The sequence below is a fragment of the Enterococcus sp. AZ149 genome (assembly GCF_051714285.1).
GTDB lineage: Bacteria > Bacillota > Bacilli > Lactobacillales > Enterococcaceae > Enterococcus_D > Enterococcus_D entomosocium.
In genome coordinates this window covers 252,264-273,928 of record NZ_JBIORO010000001.1, presented here as the reverse complement: position 1 = coordinate 273,928, position 21,665 = coordinate 252,264, and the positions used below count along the sequence as shown (strand labels likewise).

The window sequence follows — 21,665 nt, the reverse complement described above, 5'->3', positions numbered from 1 at the left end:
GGAGCCGCAGCTCCCCATCCCTTATCATCGATAATATTGTACACGAAACTCAGAAAAAAATATAGCTTTTTACTTAATTTCCTATACTTCCATCAATTATTCAGCTTTGCCGCCGTTTTTCTTGATGATTTCTTCTTGAACAGATTTTGGTACATCTTCATAGTGATCAAATGTCATCATGAACGTACCGCGACCTTGTGTTGATGAACGAAGTGTCGTTGCGTAACCGAACATTTCAGCTAATGGCACGATTGCGTTCACGATTTGTGAGTTACCGTGTGCTTCCATTCCTTCTACGCGTCCACGACGAGCAGTTACGTGACCCATAACATCACCTAAGTAATCTTCTGGTACAGTGATAACTACTTTCATCATCGGTTCAAGAATTACTGGATTTGCTTTCTTCGCTGCAGCACGTAAAGCCATAGAAGCTGCAACACGGAAGGCAGTTTCACTTGAATCGACATCATGGTATGAACCATCATAAAGTTTTGCTTTGATGTCTACTAATGGGTAACCGGCTAAGACACCGTTCGCCATTGAGTCTTCAAGTCCTTTTTCAACTGCTGGGATGTATTCACGAGGAACCACACCACCGACAATCGCGTTTTCGAATTCGAAGCCTTTACCTTCTTCGTTTGGTGTAAATTCGACCCATACGTGACCGTATTGACCTTTACCACCAGACTGACGTACAAATTTACCTTCCGCTTGTGTTGCTGCACGGAATGTTTCACGATAAGAAACTTGAGGCGCACCTACGTTTGCTTCAACTTTAAATTCGCGACGCATACGGTCAACTAAGACGTCCAAGTGAAGTTCTCCCATACCAGCGATAACAGTTTCGCCTGTTTCAGCGTTTGTTTCCACACGGAATGATGGATCTTCTTCAGCAAGTTTTTGTAAAGCAACCCCCATTTTATCTTGGTCAGCTTTTGATTTAGGCTCAACAGCGACTTCGATAACTGGTTCTGGGAATTCGATTGATTCAAGGATTACTGGTGATTTTTCATCACATAGTGTATCCCCAGTTGTTGTGTCTTTCAAACCAACAGCAGCGGCGATATCACCTGAGTATACTGTTTGGATTTCAGCACGTGTGTTGGCGTGCATTTGTAGGATACGACCGATACGTTCGCGTTTGCCTTTTGAAGCATTCAATACGTATGATCCAGAGTTCAAGATACCTGAATACACACGGAAGAATGTCAAACGACCTACGAATGGGTCAGTCATTACTTTAAATGCTAATGAAGCAAATGGTGCTTCATCGTCAGCCGGACGATCAGTTTCTTCGTCTGTTTTAGGATTGATCCCTTTAATCGCAGGAACATCAAGTGGTGAAGGCAAGTAGTCGATGACTGCATCCAACATCAATTGAACCCCTTTGTTTTTAAAGGCAGATCCACAAAGAACAGGGAAAAAGTCAACAGTCAATGTTGCTTGACGAATACCAGCTTTCAATTCTTCTTCAGTGATTTCTTCACCTTCCAAGAATTTCATCATTAGTTCTTCATCAGTATCAGCAACAGCTTCGATTAATTTTTCGCGCCATTCTTCAGCTAATTCTACGTATTCTTCAGGAATTTCAGTCTCTTGGATTTCAGTTCCTAAGTCATTTGTGTAGATTTCAGCTTTCATTTTTACTAAGTCGATAATACCAGTAAAGTCATCTTCCGCACCAATTGGTAATTGGATTGGGTGAGCATTTGCTTGTAAACGATCATGTAAAGTTGATACAGAGTATAAGAAGTCTGCACCAATTTTGTCCATTTTGTTACAGAATACAACACGTGGTACGCGGTAATCTGTCGCTTGACGCCAAACTGTTTCTGTTTGAGGTTCTACACCTGATTGTGAGTCCAACACAGTTACAGCACCATCAAGTACACGCAATGAGCGTTGCACTTCGATTGTGAAGTCCACGTGTCCTGGTGTGTCGATGATATTTACGCGGTTTTCTTTCCATTGCGCAGTTGTCGCAGCAGAAGTGATTGTGATCCCACGTTCTTGTTCTTGTTCCATCCAGTCCATTTGAGAAGCACCTTCATGTGTTTCACCAATTTTATGGATTTTACCTGTGTAATAAAGGATACGTTCAGTTGTCGTTGTTTTACCAGCGTCAACGTGGGCCATGATCCCGATATTACGAGTTTTTTCTAGCGAAAATTCTCTTGCCATTCTAGGTTGTTCCCCTCTCATTCTTACTTAACTTAAGCTAAGGTTGTCTCAGTACCTTCCAATAAAAAGCAGTGAGGATCTTACCAACGATAGTGAGCAAATGCGCGGTTGGCTTCCGCCATTTTGTGTGTGTCTTCGCGTTTTTTCACAGAAGCACCAGTGTTGTTTGCTGCATCCATGATTTCTTTTGCAAGACGTTCTTCCATTGTGTGTTCGCCACGCAAACGAGCGTAGTTTACCACCCAACGAAGACCTAGAGTTGTACGACGTTCAGGACGTACTTCTACTGGTACTTGGTAGTTAGAACCACCGACACGGCGAGCTTTAACTTCCAATACAGGCATAATGTTTTTCATTGCTTGTTCGAAAACTTCCAATGGATCATTTCCTGTAGATTCTTTGATAATGCCAAAAGCATTGTAGATAATATTTGCAGCAACACCGCGTTTACCATCAACCATTACACGGTTGATCAAACGAGTTACTAATTTTGAGTTATAAATAGGATCTGGTAAAACATCACGTTTTGCAACAGGACCTTTACGAGGCATCCGTAACTCCTCCTTCCGAGATATCAGTTCTGATTTAAATAAGATTCATTTGATCTGTTTGTCTTAAAGATTAAGCTTTAGGACGTTTTGTACCATATTTAGAACGAGATTGTTTACGATCGTTAACACCGGCAGTATCCAATGCACCACGAACGATATGGTAACGTACCCCTGGTAAGTCTTTTACACGTCCACCACGTAACAAGACCACGCTGTGTTCTTGTAAGTTGTGTCCGATACCTGGAATATAAGCTGTCACTTCAATCAAGTTTGACAAACGAACACGCGCATATTTACGTAGAGCTGAGTTCGGTTTTTTCGGTGTCATAGTTCCCACACGAGTAGCTACCCCACGCTTTTGAGGTGAGTTAACATTCGTTTGAGCTTTCTTGAAACTGTTATATCCTTTGTTCAATGCTGGTGAATTTGATTTTTCAACCTTGGATTTACGAGGTTTACGTACTAATTGATTAATTGTAGGCATCCCTAGTTGTCCTCCTTCCTTGATTCGCTTTATAGTCCCACACATCCAGGTGGTTCTTTTTTTGCGATAAAAAATAATGCATTCTCTGCATTCATATCAACTATGCTTTGATAGACAGTCAGCACGTCTCCAACGAGAGACCTGTAGATAAAGCACCTTTGATAGAATATCATGCTTATTCTTACCTGTCAAGTATCCTCCCAAGCTTTTTTCAAAAGAAATCTGTTACGAAAAAATCCGCAAATTTTGCGCTTCTTCCTATATAATAGAGACAAAGCATTTATTTAAAAAAGGCGGGAAGAAAATGAACCTAAAAGAAATGGTCGGCATTGAAGCGGCTAGTTATGTAAAAGATGGCATGGTCGTTGGCTTGGGCACTGGCTCAACAGCCTACTACATGATTGAAGAACTGGGTAGACGTGTAAAAGAAGAAGGTCTATCGATCACGGGTGTCCCAACTTCTTGGGCATCGAAAAAACAAGCAGAAGGATTAGGTATCCCGATTCGCACCATCGATGAAGTGGACGCTGTGGATCTAACGATCGACGGTGCAGATGAGATCAGCAAGGATTATCATGGCATCAAAGGCGGCGGTGCAGCCCTTTTATTCGAAAAAATCGTGGCGTCTAACTCCAAAAAAGTTTTGTGGATCGTTGATGAATCGAAAATGGTCGAAACACTTGGTGCCTTCCCGTTGCCAGTGGAAGTGATCCCTTATGGCAGCCAACAGCTGTTGCGTCTGTTCGAGAAGAAAAACTACCATCCAAAACTGCGTCTGAATGAAGAAGGCGAACCTTTAAAAACCGATTGCAGCAATTACATCATCGATCTTCATCTAGAAACGATCACCGCTCCTACTGAGTTGGCACAGGAATTAGATGCTACAGTGGGCGTGGTTGAACACGGTCTGTTTTTGGATATGGTTCATACGATCATTGTCGGATTGCCTGAAGGACCGAGTACCAAGCACGTTAGATAAAGGAAACAAAAAAGGAGAAGCAAAAATGCTTCTCTTTTTTTCGTTATTTTTCTTCAATCGACTTAATTTTTATTATTTTTTGTGCAAATTACCCTATCATTTAAGAAATAATTATGATACATTCAATAAAAAGGGAAAGGTAGGAGGGTTTATGAAAATCATAGGCTATGCTCGTTCAACGATCACCGATAACTCAACAAGTGAACAATTAAACAAGCTCGAAGAATTTGGGTGTCATGAATTTTTCCATGAGACATTTAGCGTGGAAGAAAGTGAAGAAAATCATTCATTGGAGTCAGTGGTGGCACAAATGCAGCCCGGTGACACCTTAGTCGTTACGGAACTGCATCGTTTAGGGAAGACGACCAGACAGCTGACCGATCTCACGGATCTATTAAAACAGCGAGAGCTTCATCTGGTTTCACTGGCAGAACAAATCGATACCCGCGGTCCGATGGGACAGGTTTACTTCAATTTGATGGAAGGACTTGCGATCATGGAACGCTCACTCATCAAAGAGCGCACGCTGGTCGGCTTAAATAAAGCCCGCAAAAAAGGCAAAATTGGCGGTCGTCCAAAGATCGATCCAAAAACGATCAAAAAAATCCGTCAATTGTACTACGAAAAAAAAGAAACGATTCAATATATTTCTGAAAAATGCGGTGTTTCTGTAGGTACATGCTATAAATACATAAAATTATCCGAAGAAGAATGGAACAAGTTACGTTCATAGTTGTCGACTCCCCCTAGAACAGCATGAAACAAAAGCGGTCCTCTTTTTAATGATCCCCTTTTGTTTTTCCTTAAGAATGGCGTTTTCCCCCAGCTTTTCCTCCAAAACCATGGAAATTCTTTGAGAAAGAGTGTACAATAAATACGGAATTGAAAATTTCAGAAAAATATCGAATATCTAAAGGAGAGTTTTACATGCCAAAATTAGTATTTTCTCGTCATGGACTAAGCGAATGGAACAAATTAAACCAGTTTACCGGTTGGGCTGATGTTGATCTAGCGCCAGAAGGTGTCGAAGAAGCAATCGAAGGCGGACGTAAAATCAAAGAAGCAGGCATCGAATTTGACGTTGCTTACACATCTGTTTTAACTCGTGCCATCAAAACTTGTAATTACATTTTAGAATATTCTGATCAACTTTGGGTACCAACGATCAAATCATGGCGCTTAAACGAACGTCATTACGGTAAATTACAAGGTTTAAATAAAAAAGAAACTGCTGAAAAATACGGTGACGAACAAGTACACATCTGGCGTCGTTCTTACGATGTTTTACCTCCATTGATGGAAGCTTCAGATGAAGGTTCTGCTGCAAACGACCGTCGTTATGCAATGCTTGACCCTCGCGACGTACCTGGTGGAGAAAACTTAAAAGTTACTTTAGAACGTGCATTGCCTTTCTGGCAAGATGAAATCGCCCCAGCATTAAAAGACGACAAAACTGTCTTAGTTGCGGCTCACGGAAACTCTCTACGTGCATTAGCAAAACATATCGAAGGTATTTCTGACGAAGATATCATGGATCTTGAGATCCCAACTGGTCAACCACTTGTTTATGAATTGAACGATGATTTGACTGTTGCGAAAAAATACTACTTATAAGCCTCGCTTATCGCTGCCCTTTTTAACCAAAGGGCTGTTTTTTTATTGGCATTTTCTCCCCCCTCTTTTATAATTGAGGGCATACTCGAAAGGAGCTTATTATGAAACTAGTCAAAAATGATACCGTTTTATTTTTAGGTGACAGCATCACAGATTGCGATCGTGATCGCCAAGACCCCCACGATTTAGGACATGGGTTTGCCCGTCTCGTTGCCGATCAGCTGGCAGAGAAATTCCCCACTGCGGACTTTACCTTTTATAACCGCGGGATCGGCGGCAATAAAGCTGCCGATGTCTTAGCCCGTCTCCAAGAAGATTGCCTCCAATTAGCGCCTGACGTCTTGGTCTTTATGATTGGGATCAACGACACGTGGCACAATGCCGGTGGTCCCGATTTTGGTTCAGAAGCTGCGGCAACGTCCTTTGAGGCAACCTACCGTCAAATTCTGGAACAAGTGACCCAACAGGGGATCACGCGTATTTTCTTGCTGGAACCTTTTGTATTGCCATATCCTGAAGATCGCCAAACCTGGCGGATCGATCTTGATCCGAAAATCCAAATCGTTCGTCGCTTAGCTGCCGCCTTTCATTGTCAACTGCTGCCGCTGGATGGCTTGTTTGCCGAAGCATCCGTCGCTAGCTCCCCACAGGCACTGACAGGCGATGACGGTGTGCACCCTACTCCTGCAGGACACGCCTTGATTGCGAATCAGCTAATGGCCCGTTTGGCTTTTTCTTCTGAAGGGTAAATAAACAGACCGCTCCGCGACAACCAAGTCGCAGGAACGGTCTTTTTAATGATTAAAGATAGGTTGAAGGAGTCAAGGAATCTTGGTAGATTGCGATCACGTCTTCTTCTTGTAGCGGTACATACGCATTTGTTGCAATAGAGCTGAATTGAACTGCTTGAGCCGCCATTTCAGCAAAATGAGTGTCATCGGCGATTCCCACTTCTGGCAAAGTCATCGGAATATCGCAAGAAGCAAAAAAGTCATACAGTTTTTGAATCCCCATTCGGGCAGCTAATTCTGGCACTGCTTCTTGGACACCAAAGACTTCTCTGGCAAAACGCGCAAATTTCGGCGCCGTTTCTTCATTCAATACATGAAGCATCCAGCGTGGGGTCAGGATCGCTAAGCCGATGCCATGGGTAATGTCATAAAACGCACTCAACTCATGCTCCATCGCATGACAAGACCATGCACCACCCTTGCCGCTTCCAGTCAAACCATTTAAGGCTAAGGTGCTCGCCCACATCAAATTCGCCCGTGCGTCATAGTCCGAGGGATCCTTTAATGCGATGGGCAGATTTTTAATGACTGCTTTTAGCAATCCTTCTGCTACACCGTCTTGGACATCTGTTCCTTCTGTTTTACTGAAATAATTTTCAATCAGATGGCTCATGATATCCGCTGAACCGGCAGCCGTTTGATAACGACTGACACTAAAGGTCGTTGTTGGATCTAAAAAGGATACTTTCGGTAAAAATTCGGGTCCGTGAACGCCAAGTTTTTGTTTCGTTTCTAGATTAGAGATCACTGCGCCGCGATTCATTTCACTGCCGGTAGCCGCAAGGGTCAAGATCGTTACTAATGGAATTGCTGGTCCTTGATAGCTTCTGGAAAGTACTAAGTCCCAAGGCTCTTGCTCACTGCAAGCCGCCCCAGCAATCACTTTGCTGCAATCAATTACAGAACCGCCGCCAACAGCTAAAATGACGTCGATCTTTTCTGAACGACAAAGAGCGGCTCCTTGACGAACGGTTTCGATTCGTGGATTTGGATCGACACCAGTCAATTCAGTGACTTGATTGCCGTTGGCAGTCAATTGCGCCATGACTGCATCGTACAAGCCGTTTTTCTTGATACTGCCGCCACCATAGACTAGCAAGACGTTTTTTCCAAATGTATTCAGTACTTCTGGCAATTCGTTCAGACGGTCTTTCCCAAAACGAATGTCCGTCGTTACATGAAACGTAAAATTATTCATTGTCTCGTCTCCTTTTTACACCTTTTCTTTTCATTAAACCATTTTCTGGCAAAAGTGCAACGCTTCTTCGTGGCTTTTTGCCAACAAAAAAAGATAACACATTCTCGGTTGCATGCAAACCAATACGATTTGGCTGCTTGCTCTATCAAAAGCAAGCAGCCTTCGCATCGTTCATGCACCGATCCTGCGGTATCTTTTTTACGCGATCGCTGTTTCTAAGCCAACTTTGATCATGTCGTTAAATGTCGTTTGTCTTTCTTCTGGCGTTGTTTCTTCTCCAGTGATGATGTGGTCGCTGACGGTACAGATCGCTAAGGTTTGAACGTGGAATTTCGCCCCTAAATAGTATAAGGCTGCGGCTTCCATCTCAACACCCATCACTCCAAGGTCTGCCAACTGTAACGTTTCCGTCATGTCATCTTTGTAGAAGGTATCTTCAGATAAGATGTTGCCGACGTGGGTCGTAAATCCTGATTCAATCGCTGTATCATAGGCTTTACGCAGCAGTGCAAAGTCAGCGATTGGTGGGAAATGGAAACTTTGGAAGTTTTTTGCCACCATCGAGGAACTTGTTGCTGCCGCTTGGGCAATCACAAGATCACGCACATGGACATCTTTTGAGATGGCACCACACGTACCGACCCGAATCAATTTCTTCACGCCGTAAGAGTTGATCAATTCATGGGCATAGATGCTCGCTGAAGGCATGCCCATGCCGGTTCCTTGGACAGAGACCCGCTCGCCCTTATAAACGCCTGTATAGCCCAACATTCCCCGAACATTGTTGTAACAGATCGGGTCTTCTAAAAATGTTTCAGCAATATATTTTGCCCGCAGTGGATCACCTGGTAACAAGATTTTGTCTGCGATCTCGCCTGCTTTTGCTTCGATATGAACGCTCATTCGTTTTTCTCCTTTGGTCTGCTTTTTATAGTACTGCTAACGTTTCTTTGATCAACGCTTTAAATTCTGCCTTGACCCGTTCCGTCGTTTCCACGACTTCTTCGTGATTCAAGCTCGCTTGCATACCAGCAGCCAAGTTTGTGATGCAAGAAACACCTAAGACTTTCAAGCCACTGTGAACAGCAACGATCACTTCTGGGACAGTCGACATACCGACAGCATCGGCACCGATCGTCCGAGCAAAGCGGATCTCTGCTGGCGTTTCATACGTAGGACCTGAGAAGCCCATATAGACGCCTTCTTTTAAGTGCAATCCTTTTGATGCGCCAACTTTTTGTGCCGCTTCCCGATAAGGCAAATGGTAAGCTTGGCTCATATCTGGGAAACGTGGACCCATTTCTTCTTCGTTTTCATCAATCAGTGGGTTGTCCCCCATAAAGTTGATTTGATCGGTGATCAACATCAAGTCTCCAGGCTGGAAGCTTTCGTTCACACCGCCACAGGCATTGGTCACGACTAAGGAATGAGCTTTCAATGCCGCCATCACACGGACGGGGTAAGTGACCGTCTGCATCGAATGGCCTTCATAATAATGGAATCGTCCTTGCATCGCTAAGACTTTTTTCCCAGCTAATATTCCATAGACCAATTGTCCAGCATGACCGACCACTGTCGAAACAGGAAAATGCGGGATATCGTTATAAGGCAACACGATTGGGTTTTCGATCTCATCGGCTAATTCCCCTAAGCCAGAACCTAAAATCAAGCCAAATTCCACTTCACCGACGCCGCTTCCTTTGATAAATGCCGTTGTTTCTTGTAATTTCTCATGTAACGTTGTCATTTCATCACCTCTAGTTTAAATGTTTTAAAAAGCTAGTTCCGTTTTCTGTAGCTGAAACACCAAAGTTTTCAGCGATCGTTGCGGAAATATCCGCATAGTAGCCTTGTGGCAATTTTCCTTGGCCTTGGAATTTCTTGCTGTACGCTAGTAATGGCACATATTCTCTCGTGTGATCCGTTCCCGTAAAGGTTGGGTCATTGCCGTGGTCAGCTGTGATCAACAGCAGATCCTCGTCTCCCATTGCTTCTAAGAGTTCTGGAATACGCAAATCAAAATCTTCAATGGCGTGGGCATACCCTACGACATCGCGACGGTGACCATAAAGCGCATCGAAGTCAACCAAGTTCGTAAAGCTTAGACCCGTAAAGTCTTGTTTCATCACTTTCAGTAATTGATCCACACCGTCCATATTGCTCTTCGTCCGTACAGAATCGGTGATTCCTTGCCCGTTGAAGATATCATTGATTTTCCCAACGGCGATCACGTCTTTTCCAGCTTCTTTCAATGAATCTAACACTGTATGGCCAAATGGATCGAGTGCGTAGTCATGACGATTGCTCGTACGAGTAAAGTTTCCAGGCTCACCGACATAAGGACGCGCGATGATGCGGCCGATCATATACGGCTCATCTTTCGTGATATCCCGAACGTACTGACAAATACGATACAATTCTTCTAATGGAATGATTTCCTCATGAGCGGCGATCTGCAACACTGGGTCAGCCGAAGTGTAAACGATCAGATCCCCGGTCTTCATTTGATGTTCGCCAAAGTCATCAATGACTGCTGTCCCAGAATACGGCGCATTGCAGACGATTTTGCGTCCAGAGAACGCTTCGATCTGTTGCAATAATTCATCGGGAAACCCATCTGGAAATACGCGGAAAGGCTTTTGGATATTCAAGCCCATGATCTCCCAGTGACCCGTCATCGTATCTTTCCCAACAGAAACTTCTTCCAATTTGGTTGCATACCCATCATGGTCAGCTACCGCCTTTACGCCTTCTAAAGGACGAATCGTACCTAGGCCTAATTGTTCCAAGTGAGGGATCGTTAAGCCTGCTTCTTTTGCAATATGGCCTAATGTATCTGAACCGACATCACCAAAAGCTGCCGCATCAGGTGCTTCACCAATTCCGACTGAATCCATCACGATCAAGTGTACACGTTTAAACATTCTATTCCCTACTTTCTTTATTTTATGCTTTTACAAGCGGATCTACTACCTCTATCATACTAAACTTAAGCAAAAATTGCGCTGGGTTGCTTTGGAAATTTCTTGACGCTTTCCTTTCACCCAGAGGATAGAAAAAGGGCAGGACACAGCAACACATTCATGTCCCATAGCCCCACCCTTTCATACTGAAAAAATTATTTAGATTTAATGTAGTTCTTCCCGTTAGCTTTCGGACCAGCAGCTTTTCCAAGGAAAAGAACGAGCACGATGATCGTCAAGGCATAAGGCGCAGCTTGTAAGTAAACCGCTGGAATGGAAGAGATGATTGGCAGCTGGCCACCTACGATACTGATGTTTTGCGCGAAACCGAAGAAAATCGCTGCTCCCATCGCACCAAGTGGATTCCATTTACCAAAGATCATCGCAGCCATCGAGATAAACCCTTGACCGGCGATCGTTGTCACAGCAAAGCGACCCGCGATCGATTGAGCAAACAAGGCACCGCCCATCCCACCAAGGAATCCAGAGATCAAGACGCCTGAGTAACGCATCACGTAAACATTGATCCCTAAGGTATCAGCTGCTTGAGGATGCTCACCGACAGAACGAAGACGCAACCCAAAGCGTGTTTTGAAAATCACGAACCACGCGATCACTGAGATCAAAATGGCGAAGTACGCCGGTAAGAACGTTTGATTAAAGAAAATCGGGCCAATGATAGGAATATCTTTAAGAATCGGGAAATTGAAATACCCCAATGTCCGTTGGATGTTATCGGTTTGCCCTTTGTTGTAGATCGCTTTAACTAAGAACACGGCCAAAGCTGGTGCCATCAAGTTCATCACCGTACCACTGATGATGTGGTCTGCACGGAAGTTGATGGTTGCCACCGCATGCAGCAAGGAGAAAACCACACCGACAAGTCCGCCGACGAGCATCCCTAACCACGGTGTCCACGCACCAAATTGTGACGCAAATTCAATATTGAAAACAATCGAGCTAAAAGCACCCATAACCATGATTCCTTCAAGACCCACGTTAACGATCCCGCTTCGCTCTGAGAACACGCCACCTAGCGCCGTCAAAATCAGAGGAGACGCATAAATCAATGTTTGAGTGACGATCGAAGAAATTAAACTAATATCCATTAGATGGTTCCTCCTTCCTGATCTTGATCGTTTGGTTGGGCTTCAATCTCCTGTACGACCAGCGCTTCTTTTTTGCCGTCAAAGATTTTTGCCAACAAGAAACGAATCACAAAACTGATCGCTACGAAGAAAATAATAATTGCGATATTAACATCAACTAATTCAGATGGAATACCTGCAAACTGCATGCCTTGTCCACCTAATTTCAAAATACTGAACAAGAGGGCTGAAAGCAAGATTCCGATCGATGAGCCGCTTCCTAACAAGGATACAGCCATACCGTCAAACCCGATGCTTAATGATGACCCTTGAACGAAGAAGTTTTCAAACGTTCCTAGTCCTTGAACGACTCCACCTAATCCGGCAAGTGTTCCAGAGATGATCATGGAGATAATGATCGTCCGTTTGCTACTCATCCCAGCATATTCAGAAGCGCTTGGGTTCAAGCCCACCGCGCGGATCTCATAACCAAGAGTGGTTTTTTTCATCAAGAACCAAACCAAAACTAAGAAGATCAAGGCTAAGAAGATCCCCAAGTTCAAGCGAGAGTTGCTCGTGATGCTTGCTAGAAACGGGGTCTGCATGGAGGCATTTTCCCCCACCATTTTCGTGACCCCTTTTGTCGTGATCATGGATTCGCTCATCACATTATTGACTAAATGGTTCCCCGTATAAAGCAAGATATAGTTCATCATGATCGTCACGATGACTTCACTCGTACCAAAGAATGCCCGTAGGAACCCAGGAATCGCAGCTGCGATCGCCCCGCATAAAGCCCCTACGATCACGGCTAATGGCAAGACCACCAACCGAGGCGCATCCGGCATCGCTAGTGCGACCCAGATACTGGCAACCCAACCTGCTAGCGCTTGACCAGAAAGACCGATATTGAAGAATCCCGCTGAGTTTGCAACGGCAAATCCAAGAGCGGTAAAGATCAATGGTCCTGCTGTAACAAAAATCTCACCAATGTTGCGGGCATTTAACCCACCTGTTTGTCCGTTGATAAAAACGGTCCGGAACATTTGTGTATACCCTGTGATCGGGCTGTAGCCGAAGGCCGCCATGATGATTCCGCCAAGGACGAATCCCAACAAGACAGCGATGATCGGCACTAATATATTGCGGATCTTTTCTTTGCGGTTATTCAACCGAACCACCTACTTCCTCCATTTGCAGCTCTCGTCTTGCTTCCTCCAAGGAGTACCCTGCCATCAACAAGCCAAGCTCTTTCTCTGATGTTTCTTTCGGATCAACGACCCCAACGATCTCACCAGCATGAATAACAGCAATGCGGTCTGATACATTCAAAATTTCATCTAATTCAAAGCTGACTAACAATACCGCTTTGAACTTATCCCGTTGTTCAATCAAGCGTTTGTGGATAAATTCGATTGCTCCGACATCCAACCCACGGGTCGGATTGGCAACGATCAATAGATCAGGATCGCGGCTGATTTCTCGTGCGATAATCGCTTTTTGTTGATTCCCGCCGGACAATGCCCGTGCCGGTACGATCTCATTGACTGTTCGTACGTCAAATTCTTGAATCAAGTCACGAGCAAACTCGTTGATCTCTCCATAGTCCAAGACACCTGCATTACTCAAAGGTTTTTTGTAGTAGGTTTGTAAGGCGATGTTTTCTGATAACATCATATCCAAGACAAGCCCGTATTTATGGCGGTCTTCTGGCACATGACCAACGCCGGCTTCGGTGACTTTCCGAGGCTTGAAGTTGGTGATGTCATCGCCATTCAGCAAGACCTTGCCACTTTCGACTTTCCGTAAACCAGTGATGGCTTGTAACAGCTCTGATTGCCCATTGCCATCGATACCAGCAATCCCCAATACTTCACCTGCACGTACTTCTAAGCTTAAGTTTTTGACTGCTTCTAAGCCGCGGTTTTCTTTTACGACTAAGTTTTCAACAGAAAGCACGACTTCTTTTGGTGACGCCTCTTTCTTCGGTGTCTTGAAGGACACAGAACGACCAACCATCATATCGGCCAACTGTTGGGAGCTGACGTCTTTGACATTGACAGTGCCGATCCCTTGCCCCCGACGGATAACTGTACAGCGGTCTGCCACCGCTTTGATCTCATCCAGTTTGTGGGTGATCAAGATGATCGATTTCCCTTCACGCACCAATCCGCGCATGATCTCGATCAGCTCTTCGATTTCTTGCGGTGTCAAAACTGCCGTTGGTTCATCAAAAATCAGTACATCTGCGCCGCGGTAAAGAGTTTTCAAGATCTCTACCCGTTGTTCCATCCCGACAGAGATGTCACGCACATAGGCATCTGGATCAACCGATAAACCATATTGTTCAGAAACTTTTTTGATTTCTTTGCGGGCTTTCTTGCGATCTAACACACCGAGATGATGGGGTTCGCTTCCCAAAATGATATTTTCTGTTACAGTAAAGGCGTCTACCAGCATGAAATGCTGATGCACCATACCGATCCCCAATTTGTTTGCTGCGGTCGGACTCGTGATATTCACTTTTTCACCATTCATCCAGATTTCACCAGATGTTGGTTCCAATAATCCTGACAACATATTCATCAAGGTCGACTTGCCCGCTCCATTTTCACCAAGCAATGCGTGGATTTCTCCTGGCCTTACTTGCAAGTTGACATCGTCATTGGCTTTGAACGTTCCAAACTCTTTGGTGATATGACGCATTTCTACAACATATTTTTCCTCAGCCAAATTACTCACATCCTTACTTTCTAATTCGCTTATACAAACCATTCGTCATGTCAAAAAAATAATTGCTATTGCTTAGGATGATTACTATCCTCATGAAAACCCGTAGCTTTCATCAACATAGTAATCCAACAACGATCATCTTGCCCTAGGCTAGGGCAAGATAACCGAAAAGAACCACTTTATTTTTCAGGTGTTTCTGGTACTTCTACTTTGCCGTCGATCACGTCTTGTTTCGCTGTTTCGATCGCTGCTTTGGCATCATCTGAAAGGAACCCTTCAGTAATGTCTACACCGCCATCTTTCAAGCCGTAAACAATGTGTTCGCCGCCAGGGAAGTTATCTTCTAACGCACGAGTTGAGATATCTTGTACCGCTGCGCCAACACCTTTCAATGTTGAAGCCAGTGTGAAGTTATCTTCTTTGCCGTCAGCAGTTGTGTATTTTCCTTCGTCTTGTTGATCGCTATCTACACCGATGACCCAAACTTTTTTGTCTTCTAGGTCTGCTTCGTTCAATTGTTCATTGATTGCTTTTGCTTCTTGGAAGACACCTGCACCAGTACCACCAGATGCGTGGAAGATTACGTCAACGCCACTTTGGTACATTGAAGCTGCCAATGCTTTCCCTTTAGCAGGATCACCAAATGATGCTGCATATTGAGGATCAACCGTGATTTCTTTGCCTAATTTTTCAGCTGCGTCTTGAACGCCCTTCATGAAACCAGCTTCGAAACGGTCGATAACGACGCCTTCTTCACCACCGATGAAGCCGACTTTGTTTGTTTTGGTTGTATACGCTGCGGCAAAACCAGCTAAGTAAGCTGCTTCGTTATCTTTAAATGTTGCTGAAACAACGTTGTCTTTGCCTTCGATCACATCATCGATGATCCCGAATTGTGTATCAGGGTTTTGGTCAGCTGCTGCTGCGATTGAATCTTTCAATAAGTAACCCACACCGAAAATCGTTTTGAAACCATTTTGAACGGCACCATTTACGTTTGTTGTGTATTCTGATGCTTCATTTGATTGCACGTAGTCATAACCACCAGCACCGCGAGCGATCCCGTGTTCTTCCCCCCATGCTTCTAAGCCTTCCCATGCGGATTGGTTGAATGAACGGTCATCCACCCCGCCGATATCGGTAACGATTGCGACACTATGCGCTGCATCAGTCGTACCGTCTGCAGAACCGCCACCAGTTGAATCAGTTGAACCTGAATTTCCTCCGCCACAAGCACCAAGTAAAGTCAACCCAGCTACTGCAACAATACCTAAACTAAATAATTTTGCTTTTTTCATTGCTGTAAAGCCCCCTAAAAATATAGTTTTTTTCAACAGCCGCATCGACTGAATGAACATGGTTTATAAATCTTTGTTCGTAAAGTAATAAGGCAATAGGCCTTCTACCGTGGTTTCTTTGATGACACCATCATCGCCGACTAAGGTCACCGGCATATCTGGCGCACAAAATTCCACCATGACCTGGCGGCAAGCACCGCAAGGAGAGATCGGTTCTGGCGTATGACCCGCCACAACCAAATGTTGAAACTCTTTTTCGCCTTCAGAAACGGCTTTGAAAAAAGCGGTTCGTTCTGCGCAATTTGTTAAACCATATGAGGCATTTTCAATGTTGATCCCTTGATATATCGTACCATTTTTGGCAACGAGACAAGCACCGACCGGAAACTTAGAGTACGGCACATACGCTTTATCTAAGGCGGAAACGGCGGTGTCGATCCACTCTTTTTTCGCTGTTGTCATTGTCTTCCCCGCTCTTGTTTTTATTTTTTGCTACTTTACTTAATAATGCTAAGCTTAGTAGCCAGCACCTGTTGAGCCAGTCACGATAGCAACACTTGCGCTTGTTCCTAAGCGATTTGCCCCCGCTTCGACCATAGCTGCAGCTTCTGCTTCGTTGTGGATACCACCAGAAGCTTTGACACCCATTTCTGGTCCTACTGTTTCACGCATCAAGCGAACATCTTCAACGACTGCCCCACCAGTTGAAAAGCCAGTTGAGGTTTTCACGAAATCTGCACCAGCTGCTTTGGCTAATTCACAGGCTTTGACGATTTCTTCGTTGTCTAATAACGCTGTTTCAATGATTACTTTGACAAGCGCTTTGTCTTTGGCTGCTTCAACGACTGCTTCGATGTCTGCTTGAACTTTTTTGTATTGTTTTGATTTCAAGGCACCTACGTTGATTACCATATCGACTTCATCTGCGCCGTTTTTGATCGCATCTGTTGTTTCATAAGCTTTGACCTCAGATGTGTTTGCCCCTAAAGGAAAACCGATCACGGTACAAACAGCCGTTGGTTCGCCTTGTAATTTTTCTGCTGCTAATGAAACCCACGTTGGATTGATGCAGACAGAATAGAAGTGATAGGTTTTTGCCTCTTCGATGATTCGTAAAACATCTTCCTCCGTTGCGTCTGCTTTCAAAATCGTGTGGTCGATCATGCGATTCAATTCCATTTTTATTCGCTCCTTATTCTGTAATAATGTCATGGATCAATGGCGGTTCTGCGCCATCTTCCCCAATTTCAATATTTTGGTCGATCAATGCTTTGACATCCTCGATTGCTTCGGTATTGCTATAGATCGTCAATAGCGATTCCCCTTTGCTTACGGATTCGCCAACTTTCTTATGCAATTTGATGCCCACGGCATGGTCGATGTCTTCGTCTTTGGTCTTACGACCTGCCCCTAACATCATCGCCGCGATCCCTAGCTCATTGGCAACTAATTTCGTCACCACGCCGCTAGTTTTCGCTGGGACTTCCACTTCATATTTCGCTGTCAAAATCTTGCTCGGGTCATCGATCACTGAAGCGTCTCCGCCTTGGTCTGTGATCATCTGTCTGAATTTTTCTAACGCTTTGCCTGAATGCAAGGCTTCTTCCAACAGTTGGCGTGCTTCTTCCAATGAATCAGCTTTTTTCGCTAAAACGACCATTTGGCTGCCCAGTGCATAGCACATTTCTTCCAAGTCTTTCGGTCCTTTTCCTTGCAGTGTCTCAATGGCTTCCACCACTTCCAAACTGTTGCCGATCGCTTCCCCTAAAGGTTGTGACATATCAGAAATGACTGCCATCGTTTGGCGATTTGCCAATTTTCCGATACGGACCATCGTTTGGGCTAAGCGTTTGGCATCCTCCAAGTTTTTCATAAAGGCGCCATCGCCTGTGGTTACATCTAACACGATCGCATCGGCACCTGCCGCGATTTTTTTACTCATGATCGAACTGGCAATCAATGGGATCGAACTAACCGTTGCCGTCACATCTCGTAAGGCATACAGTTTTTTGTCCGCAGGAGCTAAATCTCCTGATTGACCGATCACGGCCACTTTACTTTCGTTGACTAATCGGATAAAGTCGGCTTCAGAAAGCTCGATTTTAAATCCAGGGATCGCTTCAAGCTTGTCTAACGTCCCTCCGGTATAGCCTAAGCCGCGGCCAGACATTTTCGCAACCGGTACGCCAACACTAGCCACTAATGGCGCTAGGATCAACGTGGTCGTATCACCAACACCACCAGTCGAATGCTTATCGACTTTGATTCCTTCAATTGAGGATAGGTCGATCACTTCACCAGAATTTGCCATTGCTAGCGTTAAGTTCGTGATCTCTTCATCTGTCATATCTACATAAAAAATAGCCATCAACAAGGCACTCATTTGATAATCTGGAATACTTCCTTCAGTATACGCAGTTACAATGTAGTCAATTTCTTCCTTCGTCAATGACTTGCCGTCACGTTTCTTTTCAATTAAATCCACCATTCGCATCGAAATGACCCTCGCTTCCTTTAACATTATACAATAATTTTTCGTAGGGTAAACCACTTTAGTAAAACAGTTTACTAAATATCGCAAAACTATGAAAACACTTACAAGAAGAAATATACCGCATTATTTCTCGCTTGTCAATGTCTTCACGCTCTCACGAATAATTAATTTTGTATCAAAAATCTTATTTGGAATTCGCCGTGTCGGAAACTCAATGGCGTCCACTAAAAACTTCGCTGCGGTAAAACCGATTTCAAAGGTCGGCTGCATGACCGTGGTAAGCGGTGGTGTGATATATTCCGATAATTTCAAGGCATCAAAGCCGATCACCGAGTAGTCTTCTGGTACTTTTTTGCCAGCCTCATAAATCGCTTGATAACAGCCGATCGCCATGGCGTCGTTGCCGCAGAAAAACGCTGTGATCTCTTTGTACTTCAATAATTCCTTCGTTGCTTCGTACCCGCCGGTAACCGTTAATTCAGCATTTTCTACATATCGGCCTTTAAAAGGGATCTGATGGTCCTTTAAGGCATGGCGATAGCCATTGAACCGTTCCTCTAATTGATAGTAGCCGGTGATTTCTTTGAGCATCGCAATGTTGCGGTGACCGTTTTTGATCAAATAACTGACGGCTTGGTAGGCACCTTCGTATTCTTTCACGATTAAACGACCATTGTCCCGCTGATTGATCCCGCGATCGACTAAAATAATTGGTCGGTCATCAAAGAACCCGCTCTTCAAGGAATAATCCTCCGGCAGTAAATGCGGCGTCGCTAATAAGATACCATCTACCGAACGATGAGACAGTTCATTCAAATATTGAACCTCTTTTTCTTGGCTGTGGCGCGAATTGCATAACACTAGCATGTAACCTAGTGGATTGAAATAACTTTCCGCCCCTTCAATGACTTTAGAGAAAAAGAAATCCGTCACATCAGGCACGATCATTCCGATCGTTTTTGAATGGCGGTTGATAAGATTCGAAGCAAAAAAATCCGGCTTATAGTGATATTTATTTACGATATCTAAGACCCGCTTCCGGGTTTCTTCACTAAAACGGCTGCCTTTATTGTTTAGGATCTGCGACACGGTCGTGACAGAGACGCCAGCCATTTCAGCAATCTGTTTAATCGTCAATTTCATCTGCTTCTCTCCTCTCTTGCCTAAAGTGTAGCAAATTTTTCTCAAAAAAAATAGCACACTTTCAACAAGTGTGCGACTTTCTTTTTCGTTGATCAAAAATAGCCCGATGATATAGACAGCTGATTAACCAACGCTGCAATTGCCCGAAAGGCTGCTGGCAATAGGCTTTTTGAGAAACCAACTGGTCCAGTTGCTGCTAACCAGCGCTTGCCTTGGCGATGCCTTTGATCTGCTGAGAATCAAAGAGCAGCTACGCTTCTTTTACGCTTTGAATGATGTAATAGCCTTTGTCTTTTTTGATGATTTCGGCATTGCCAAAGGTCTCTTGCATTTTCTTTTGAGCACTCGGCGCCCCTTGTTTCTTTTGGATCACGATCGTTAAAGTCCCCCCTGTTTTTAGTAGCGGAAACGCCCCTGTCAAAATCTCATGGACGACTTCTTTTCCTGCCCGAATCGGTGGATTGCTGAGGATCGCCACATAAGCAGGTTGATTTAATTGGGCATAGATATTGGATTGATGGATATCTACCTGTTCAATGCCGTTACGCTGGGCATTGCCTTTTGCCAAATCCACTGCCCGTTGATTGATATCGATCATCTCGACAGGTCGCTGACTTGCATAAGCCAACGCTAAGCCAACAGGACCATAGCCACACCCAACGTCTAGCAGACTTCCTTCTGGCAGCTCCGCCCACTCAAACGCATCGATCAGCACCCGCGAGCCGTAGTCCACCGTGTCTCGGGAAAACACCCCGCTATCTGTCACAAAATGAAAGTTCTTTCCTCTTAATTCAAACGACCACTGTTCAAAATCATGGGCCATATCAGGATTTTCTGTATAGTAATGATTACTCATGATTATGCTCCTTTCTTCTATTCCCTTTTCGCTTGTTTTTTCTACTGGCTTCTACTGGTTTTTTCCTTGTTGCTTCTATTAGAACGAATGAACGTAGTGAAAACACCAGTAAAAAGGCGTGCAAGATTTGTCTGCTGTTTCTTTCTAATCATACCGAAAAACAGCCAGAAGTAAACGCCCAGCAAAAAAAACAACGAAAAAACAGTTTTTTGTTGTTTCTGCAAAGGAAATCATGTCTTTTTTCCAAGTTCTGCGGGTTTCTATGGTAAAATACTTTCGAACAGTGGCCTATCGCTTCTAATAGAAACCGATGATGCCGCAAAAAAGGAGCCTACTATGCAAGAAACCATGAATTTTTATCAAATTCCTCGTGAGCAATGGCAAGGGTTTTATACGAACGGCATGATGCCTTTCACTCAAGAAGAATTGGATAATATCAAAAGTTTGAACGACCGGATCTCGGTCCAAGATGTGGAAGATGTTTACGTGCCTTTATGCCATCTGATCCATCTTTATATGAAAGAGTTTGAATCATTGACCCTCAGCAAGGGACTCTTTTTACACCGCTATGTTAAAATGCCGCCTTTTATCATCGGCATCGCTGGAAGTGTCGCCGTCGGCAAAAGCACCACCGCACGACTCGTCCAAAATTTGTTGGCCCGTTTGTTTCCCCGTAGAACCGTCCAACTGATCACCACTGACGGCTTTTTGTACCCGAACGAAGTCTTGGAGGAACGCGGCAGCTTGAATCGCAAAGGATTTCCAGAAAGTTATGATATGGAAGCCTTGATCAACTTTTTGAATGCGGTCAAATCAGGAGAACCAGACATTCAGATCCCCGTCTACTCCCATGAAGTCTACAATATTATTCCTGATACGTATGAAACGATCAGTCAACCAGATATCTTGATTGTGGAAGGCATCAATACCCTGCAATTGCCTGCCAACCAACAAATCTATATCAGTGACTTTTTTGATTTTTCAATTTTCGTGGATGCCCAACCGGCACTGATCGAAAAATGGTATTTGGAACGATTTGAATCATTACTAGACACTGCCTTTCAAGATCCCAGCAATTATTATTACCAATATGCGATCGGGGATCGCAAGGAAGCGATTAAAATGGCAAAAGAAGTATGGAAAAATGTGAATTTAAAGAATTTACACGAGTATATCTTGCCTACACGCAGCAGAGCCGATATAATTCTTCATAAAACAAAGCACCATTTGATCGATGAAGTGTTCTTGCGTAAGTATTGACCGCTTCATTTTTATAATTATGCTGTTGAAAA

21 protein-coding genes are annotated in these 21,665 nt (G+C 44.1%); 5 read left to right on the top strand and 16 right to left on the bottom strand.

From position 1 onward, the window contains the following. Positions 1-96: 96 nt before the first annotated feature. The 3 genes from fusA to rpsL form a co-directional block, all read right to left on the bottom strand. Positions 97-2,181 carry an elongation factor G gene (fusA, locus tag IGI94_RS01260; protein ID WP_005226900.1) on the bottom strand — a complete coding sequence of 695 codons (2,085 nt, stop codon included), beginning with the start codon at positions 2,179-2,181 and terminating at the stop codon, positions 97-99. An 80-nt stretch (positions 2,182-2,261) separates the two neighbouring features. Beyond that, positions 2,262-2,732: a 30S ribosomal protein S7 gene (rpsG, locus tag IGI94_RS01255; protein ID WP_003127957.1), complete on the bottom strand. Its 471-nt coding sequence runs from the start codon at positions 2,730-2,732 to the stop codon at positions 2,262-2,264. Between the two features lie 70 nt (positions 2,733-2,802). Beyond that, complete coding sequence (gene rpsL / locus IGI94_RS01250) at positions 2,803-3,216, bottom strand: 30S ribosomal protein S12 (RefSeq protein WP_003127956.1); 414 nt, start codon at positions 3,214-3,216, stop codon at positions 2,803-2,805. A gap of 304 nt (positions 3,217-3,520) precedes the next feature. Between rpsL and rpiA the strand changes: the two genes are divergently transcribed. The 4 genes from rpiA (at position 3,521) to IGI94_RS01230 (ending at position 6,558) form a co-directional block, all read left to right on the top strand. After that, positions 3,521-4,195, top strand: a complete 675-nt coding sequence (gene rpiA, locus IGI94_RS01245) for a ribose-5-phosphate isomerase RpiA (protein ID WP_005226875.1) — start codon at positions 3,521-3,523, stop codon at positions 4,193-4,195. Positions 4,196-4,346: 151 nt separating this feature from the next. Further along, positions 4,347-4,928 carry a recombinase family protein gene (locus tag IGI94_RS01240; protein WP_005226873.1) on the top strand — a complete coding sequence of 194 codons (582 nt, stop codon included), beginning with the start codon at positions 4,347-4,349 and terminating at the stop codon, positions 4,926-4,928. Positions 4,929-5,122: 194 nt separating this feature from the next. Beyond that, positions 5,123-5,809 (top strand): 2,3-diphosphoglycerate-dependent phosphoglycerate mutase, encoded by a 687-nt coding sequence (gene gpmA, locus IGI94_RS01235; RefSeq protein WP_005226871.1) that lies wholly within the window; start codon positions 5,123-5,125, stop codon positions 5,807-5,809. A 101-nt stretch (positions 5,810-5,910) separates the two neighbouring features. Then, positions 5,911-6,558 carry an SGNH/GDSL hydrolase family protein gene (locus IGI94_RS01230; RefSeq protein ID WP_438899332.1) on the top strand — a complete coding sequence of 216 codons (648 nt, stop codon included), beginning with the start codon at positions 5,911-5,913 and terminating at the stop codon, positions 6,556-6,558. A gap of 52 nt (positions 6,559-6,610) precedes the next feature. Here IGI94_RS01230 and IGI94_RS01225 read toward each other — a convergent pair whose 3' ends face one another. From IGI94_RS01225 to IGI94_RS01165, 13 genes are all read right to left on the bottom strand, one after another. Next, on the bottom strand, positions 6,611-7,798 hold the full coding sequence (locus IGI94_RS01225) for an iron-containing alcohol dehydrogenase (protein ID WP_005232552.1): 1,188 nt from the start codon (positions 7,796-7,798) through the stop codon (positions 6,611-6,613). Positions 7,799-7,996: 198 nt separating this feature from the next. After that, positions 7,997-8,701, bottom strand: a complete 705-nt coding sequence (gene deoD / locus IGI94_RS01220; RefSeq protein ID WP_005226852.1) for a purine-nucleoside phosphorylase — start codon at positions 8,699-8,701, stop codon at positions 7,997-7,999. Between the two features lie 25 nt (positions 8,702-8,726). Continuing rightward, positions 8,727-9,545, bottom strand: a complete 819-nt coding sequence (locus IGI94_RS01215; RefSeq protein WP_438899331.1) for a purine-nucleoside phosphorylase — start codon at positions 9,543-9,545, stop codon at positions 8,727-8,729. A gap of 10 nt (positions 9,546-9,555) precedes the next feature. Beyond that, a complete protein-coding gene (gene deoB, locus IGI94_RS01210; RefSeq protein ID WP_005232555.1) occupies positions 9,556-10,722 on the bottom strand; it encodes a phosphopentomutase in 1,167 nt (388 codons plus the stop codon). 194 nt (positions 10,723-10,916) lie between these two features. Next, positions 10,917-11,870, bottom strand: coding sequence for an ABC transporter permease (locus tag IGI94_RS01205; RefSeq protein ID WP_005232556.1), 954 nt, complete (start codon positions 11,868-11,870; stop codon positions 10,917-10,919). Beyond that, entirely contained in the window at positions 11,870-13,021 is a 1,152-nt protein-coding gene (locus IGI94_RS01200; protein WP_005226844.1) for an ABC transporter permease, read from the bottom strand. Before IGI94_RS01200 ends, IGI94_RS01205 begins: the two co-directional genes overlap by 1 nt. Beyond that, complete coding sequence (locus IGI94_RS01195; protein WP_005232559.1) at positions 13,014-14,624, bottom strand: ABC transporter ATP-binding protein; 1,611 nt, start codon at positions 14,622-14,624, stop codon at positions 13,014-13,016. The genes IGI94_RS01200 and IGI94_RS01195 overlap by 8 nt, the downstream gene beginning before the upstream one ends. A 137-nt stretch (positions 14,625-14,761) precedes the next feature. Continuing rightward, on the bottom strand, positions 14,762-15,880 hold the full coding sequence (locus IGI94_RS01190; RefSeq protein WP_128432540.1) for a BMP family lipoprotein: 1,119 nt from the start codon (positions 15,878-15,880) through the stop codon (positions 14,762-14,764). Between the two features lie 63 nt (positions 15,881-15,943). Continuing rightward, on the bottom strand, positions 15,944-16,342 hold the full coding sequence (locus tag IGI94_RS01185; RefSeq protein ID WP_008376409.1) for a cytidine deaminase: 399 nt from the start codon (positions 16,340-16,342) through the stop codon (positions 15,944-15,946). Between the two features lie 54 nt (positions 16,343-16,396). Continuing rightward, positions 16,397-17,059 carry a deoxyribose-phosphate aldolase gene (gene deoC / locus IGI94_RS01180; RefSeq protein ID WP_005226835.1) on the bottom strand — a complete coding sequence of 221 codons (663 nt, stop codon included), beginning with the start codon at positions 17,057-17,059 and terminating at the stop codon, positions 16,397-16,399. A 13-nt stretch (positions 17,060-17,072) separates the two neighbouring features. Continuing rightward, a complete protein-coding gene (locus IGI94_RS01175; RefSeq protein ID WP_077453919.1) occupies positions 17,073-18,374 on the bottom strand; it encodes a pyrimidine-nucleoside phosphorylase in 1,302 nt (433 codons plus the stop codon). A gap of 123 nt (positions 18,375-18,497) precedes the next feature. After that, positions 18,498-19,517: a LacI family DNA-binding transcriptional regulator gene (locus IGI94_RS01170; protein WP_005226832.1), complete on the bottom strand. Its 1,020-nt coding sequence runs from the start codon at positions 19,515-19,517 to the stop codon at positions 18,498-18,500. A 250-nt stretch (positions 19,518-19,767) separates the two neighbouring features. Then, positions 19,768-20,373: a class I SAM-dependent methyltransferase gene (locus IGI94_RS01165; RefSeq protein ID WP_438899330.1), complete on the bottom strand. Its 606-nt coding sequence runs from the start codon at positions 20,371-20,373 to the stop codon at positions 19,768-19,770. 336 nt (positions 20,374-20,709) lie between these two features. Between IGI94_RS01165 and coaA the strand changes: the two genes are divergently transcribed. Then, positions 20,710-21,633 carry a type I pantothenate kinase gene (gene coaA / locus IGI94_RS01160; protein ID WP_005226828.1) on the top strand — a complete coding sequence of 308 codons (924 nt, stop codon included), beginning with the start codon at positions 20,710-20,712 and terminating at the stop codon, positions 21,631-21,633. The last annotated feature ends 32 nt before the right edge of the window (positions 21,634-21,665 follow it).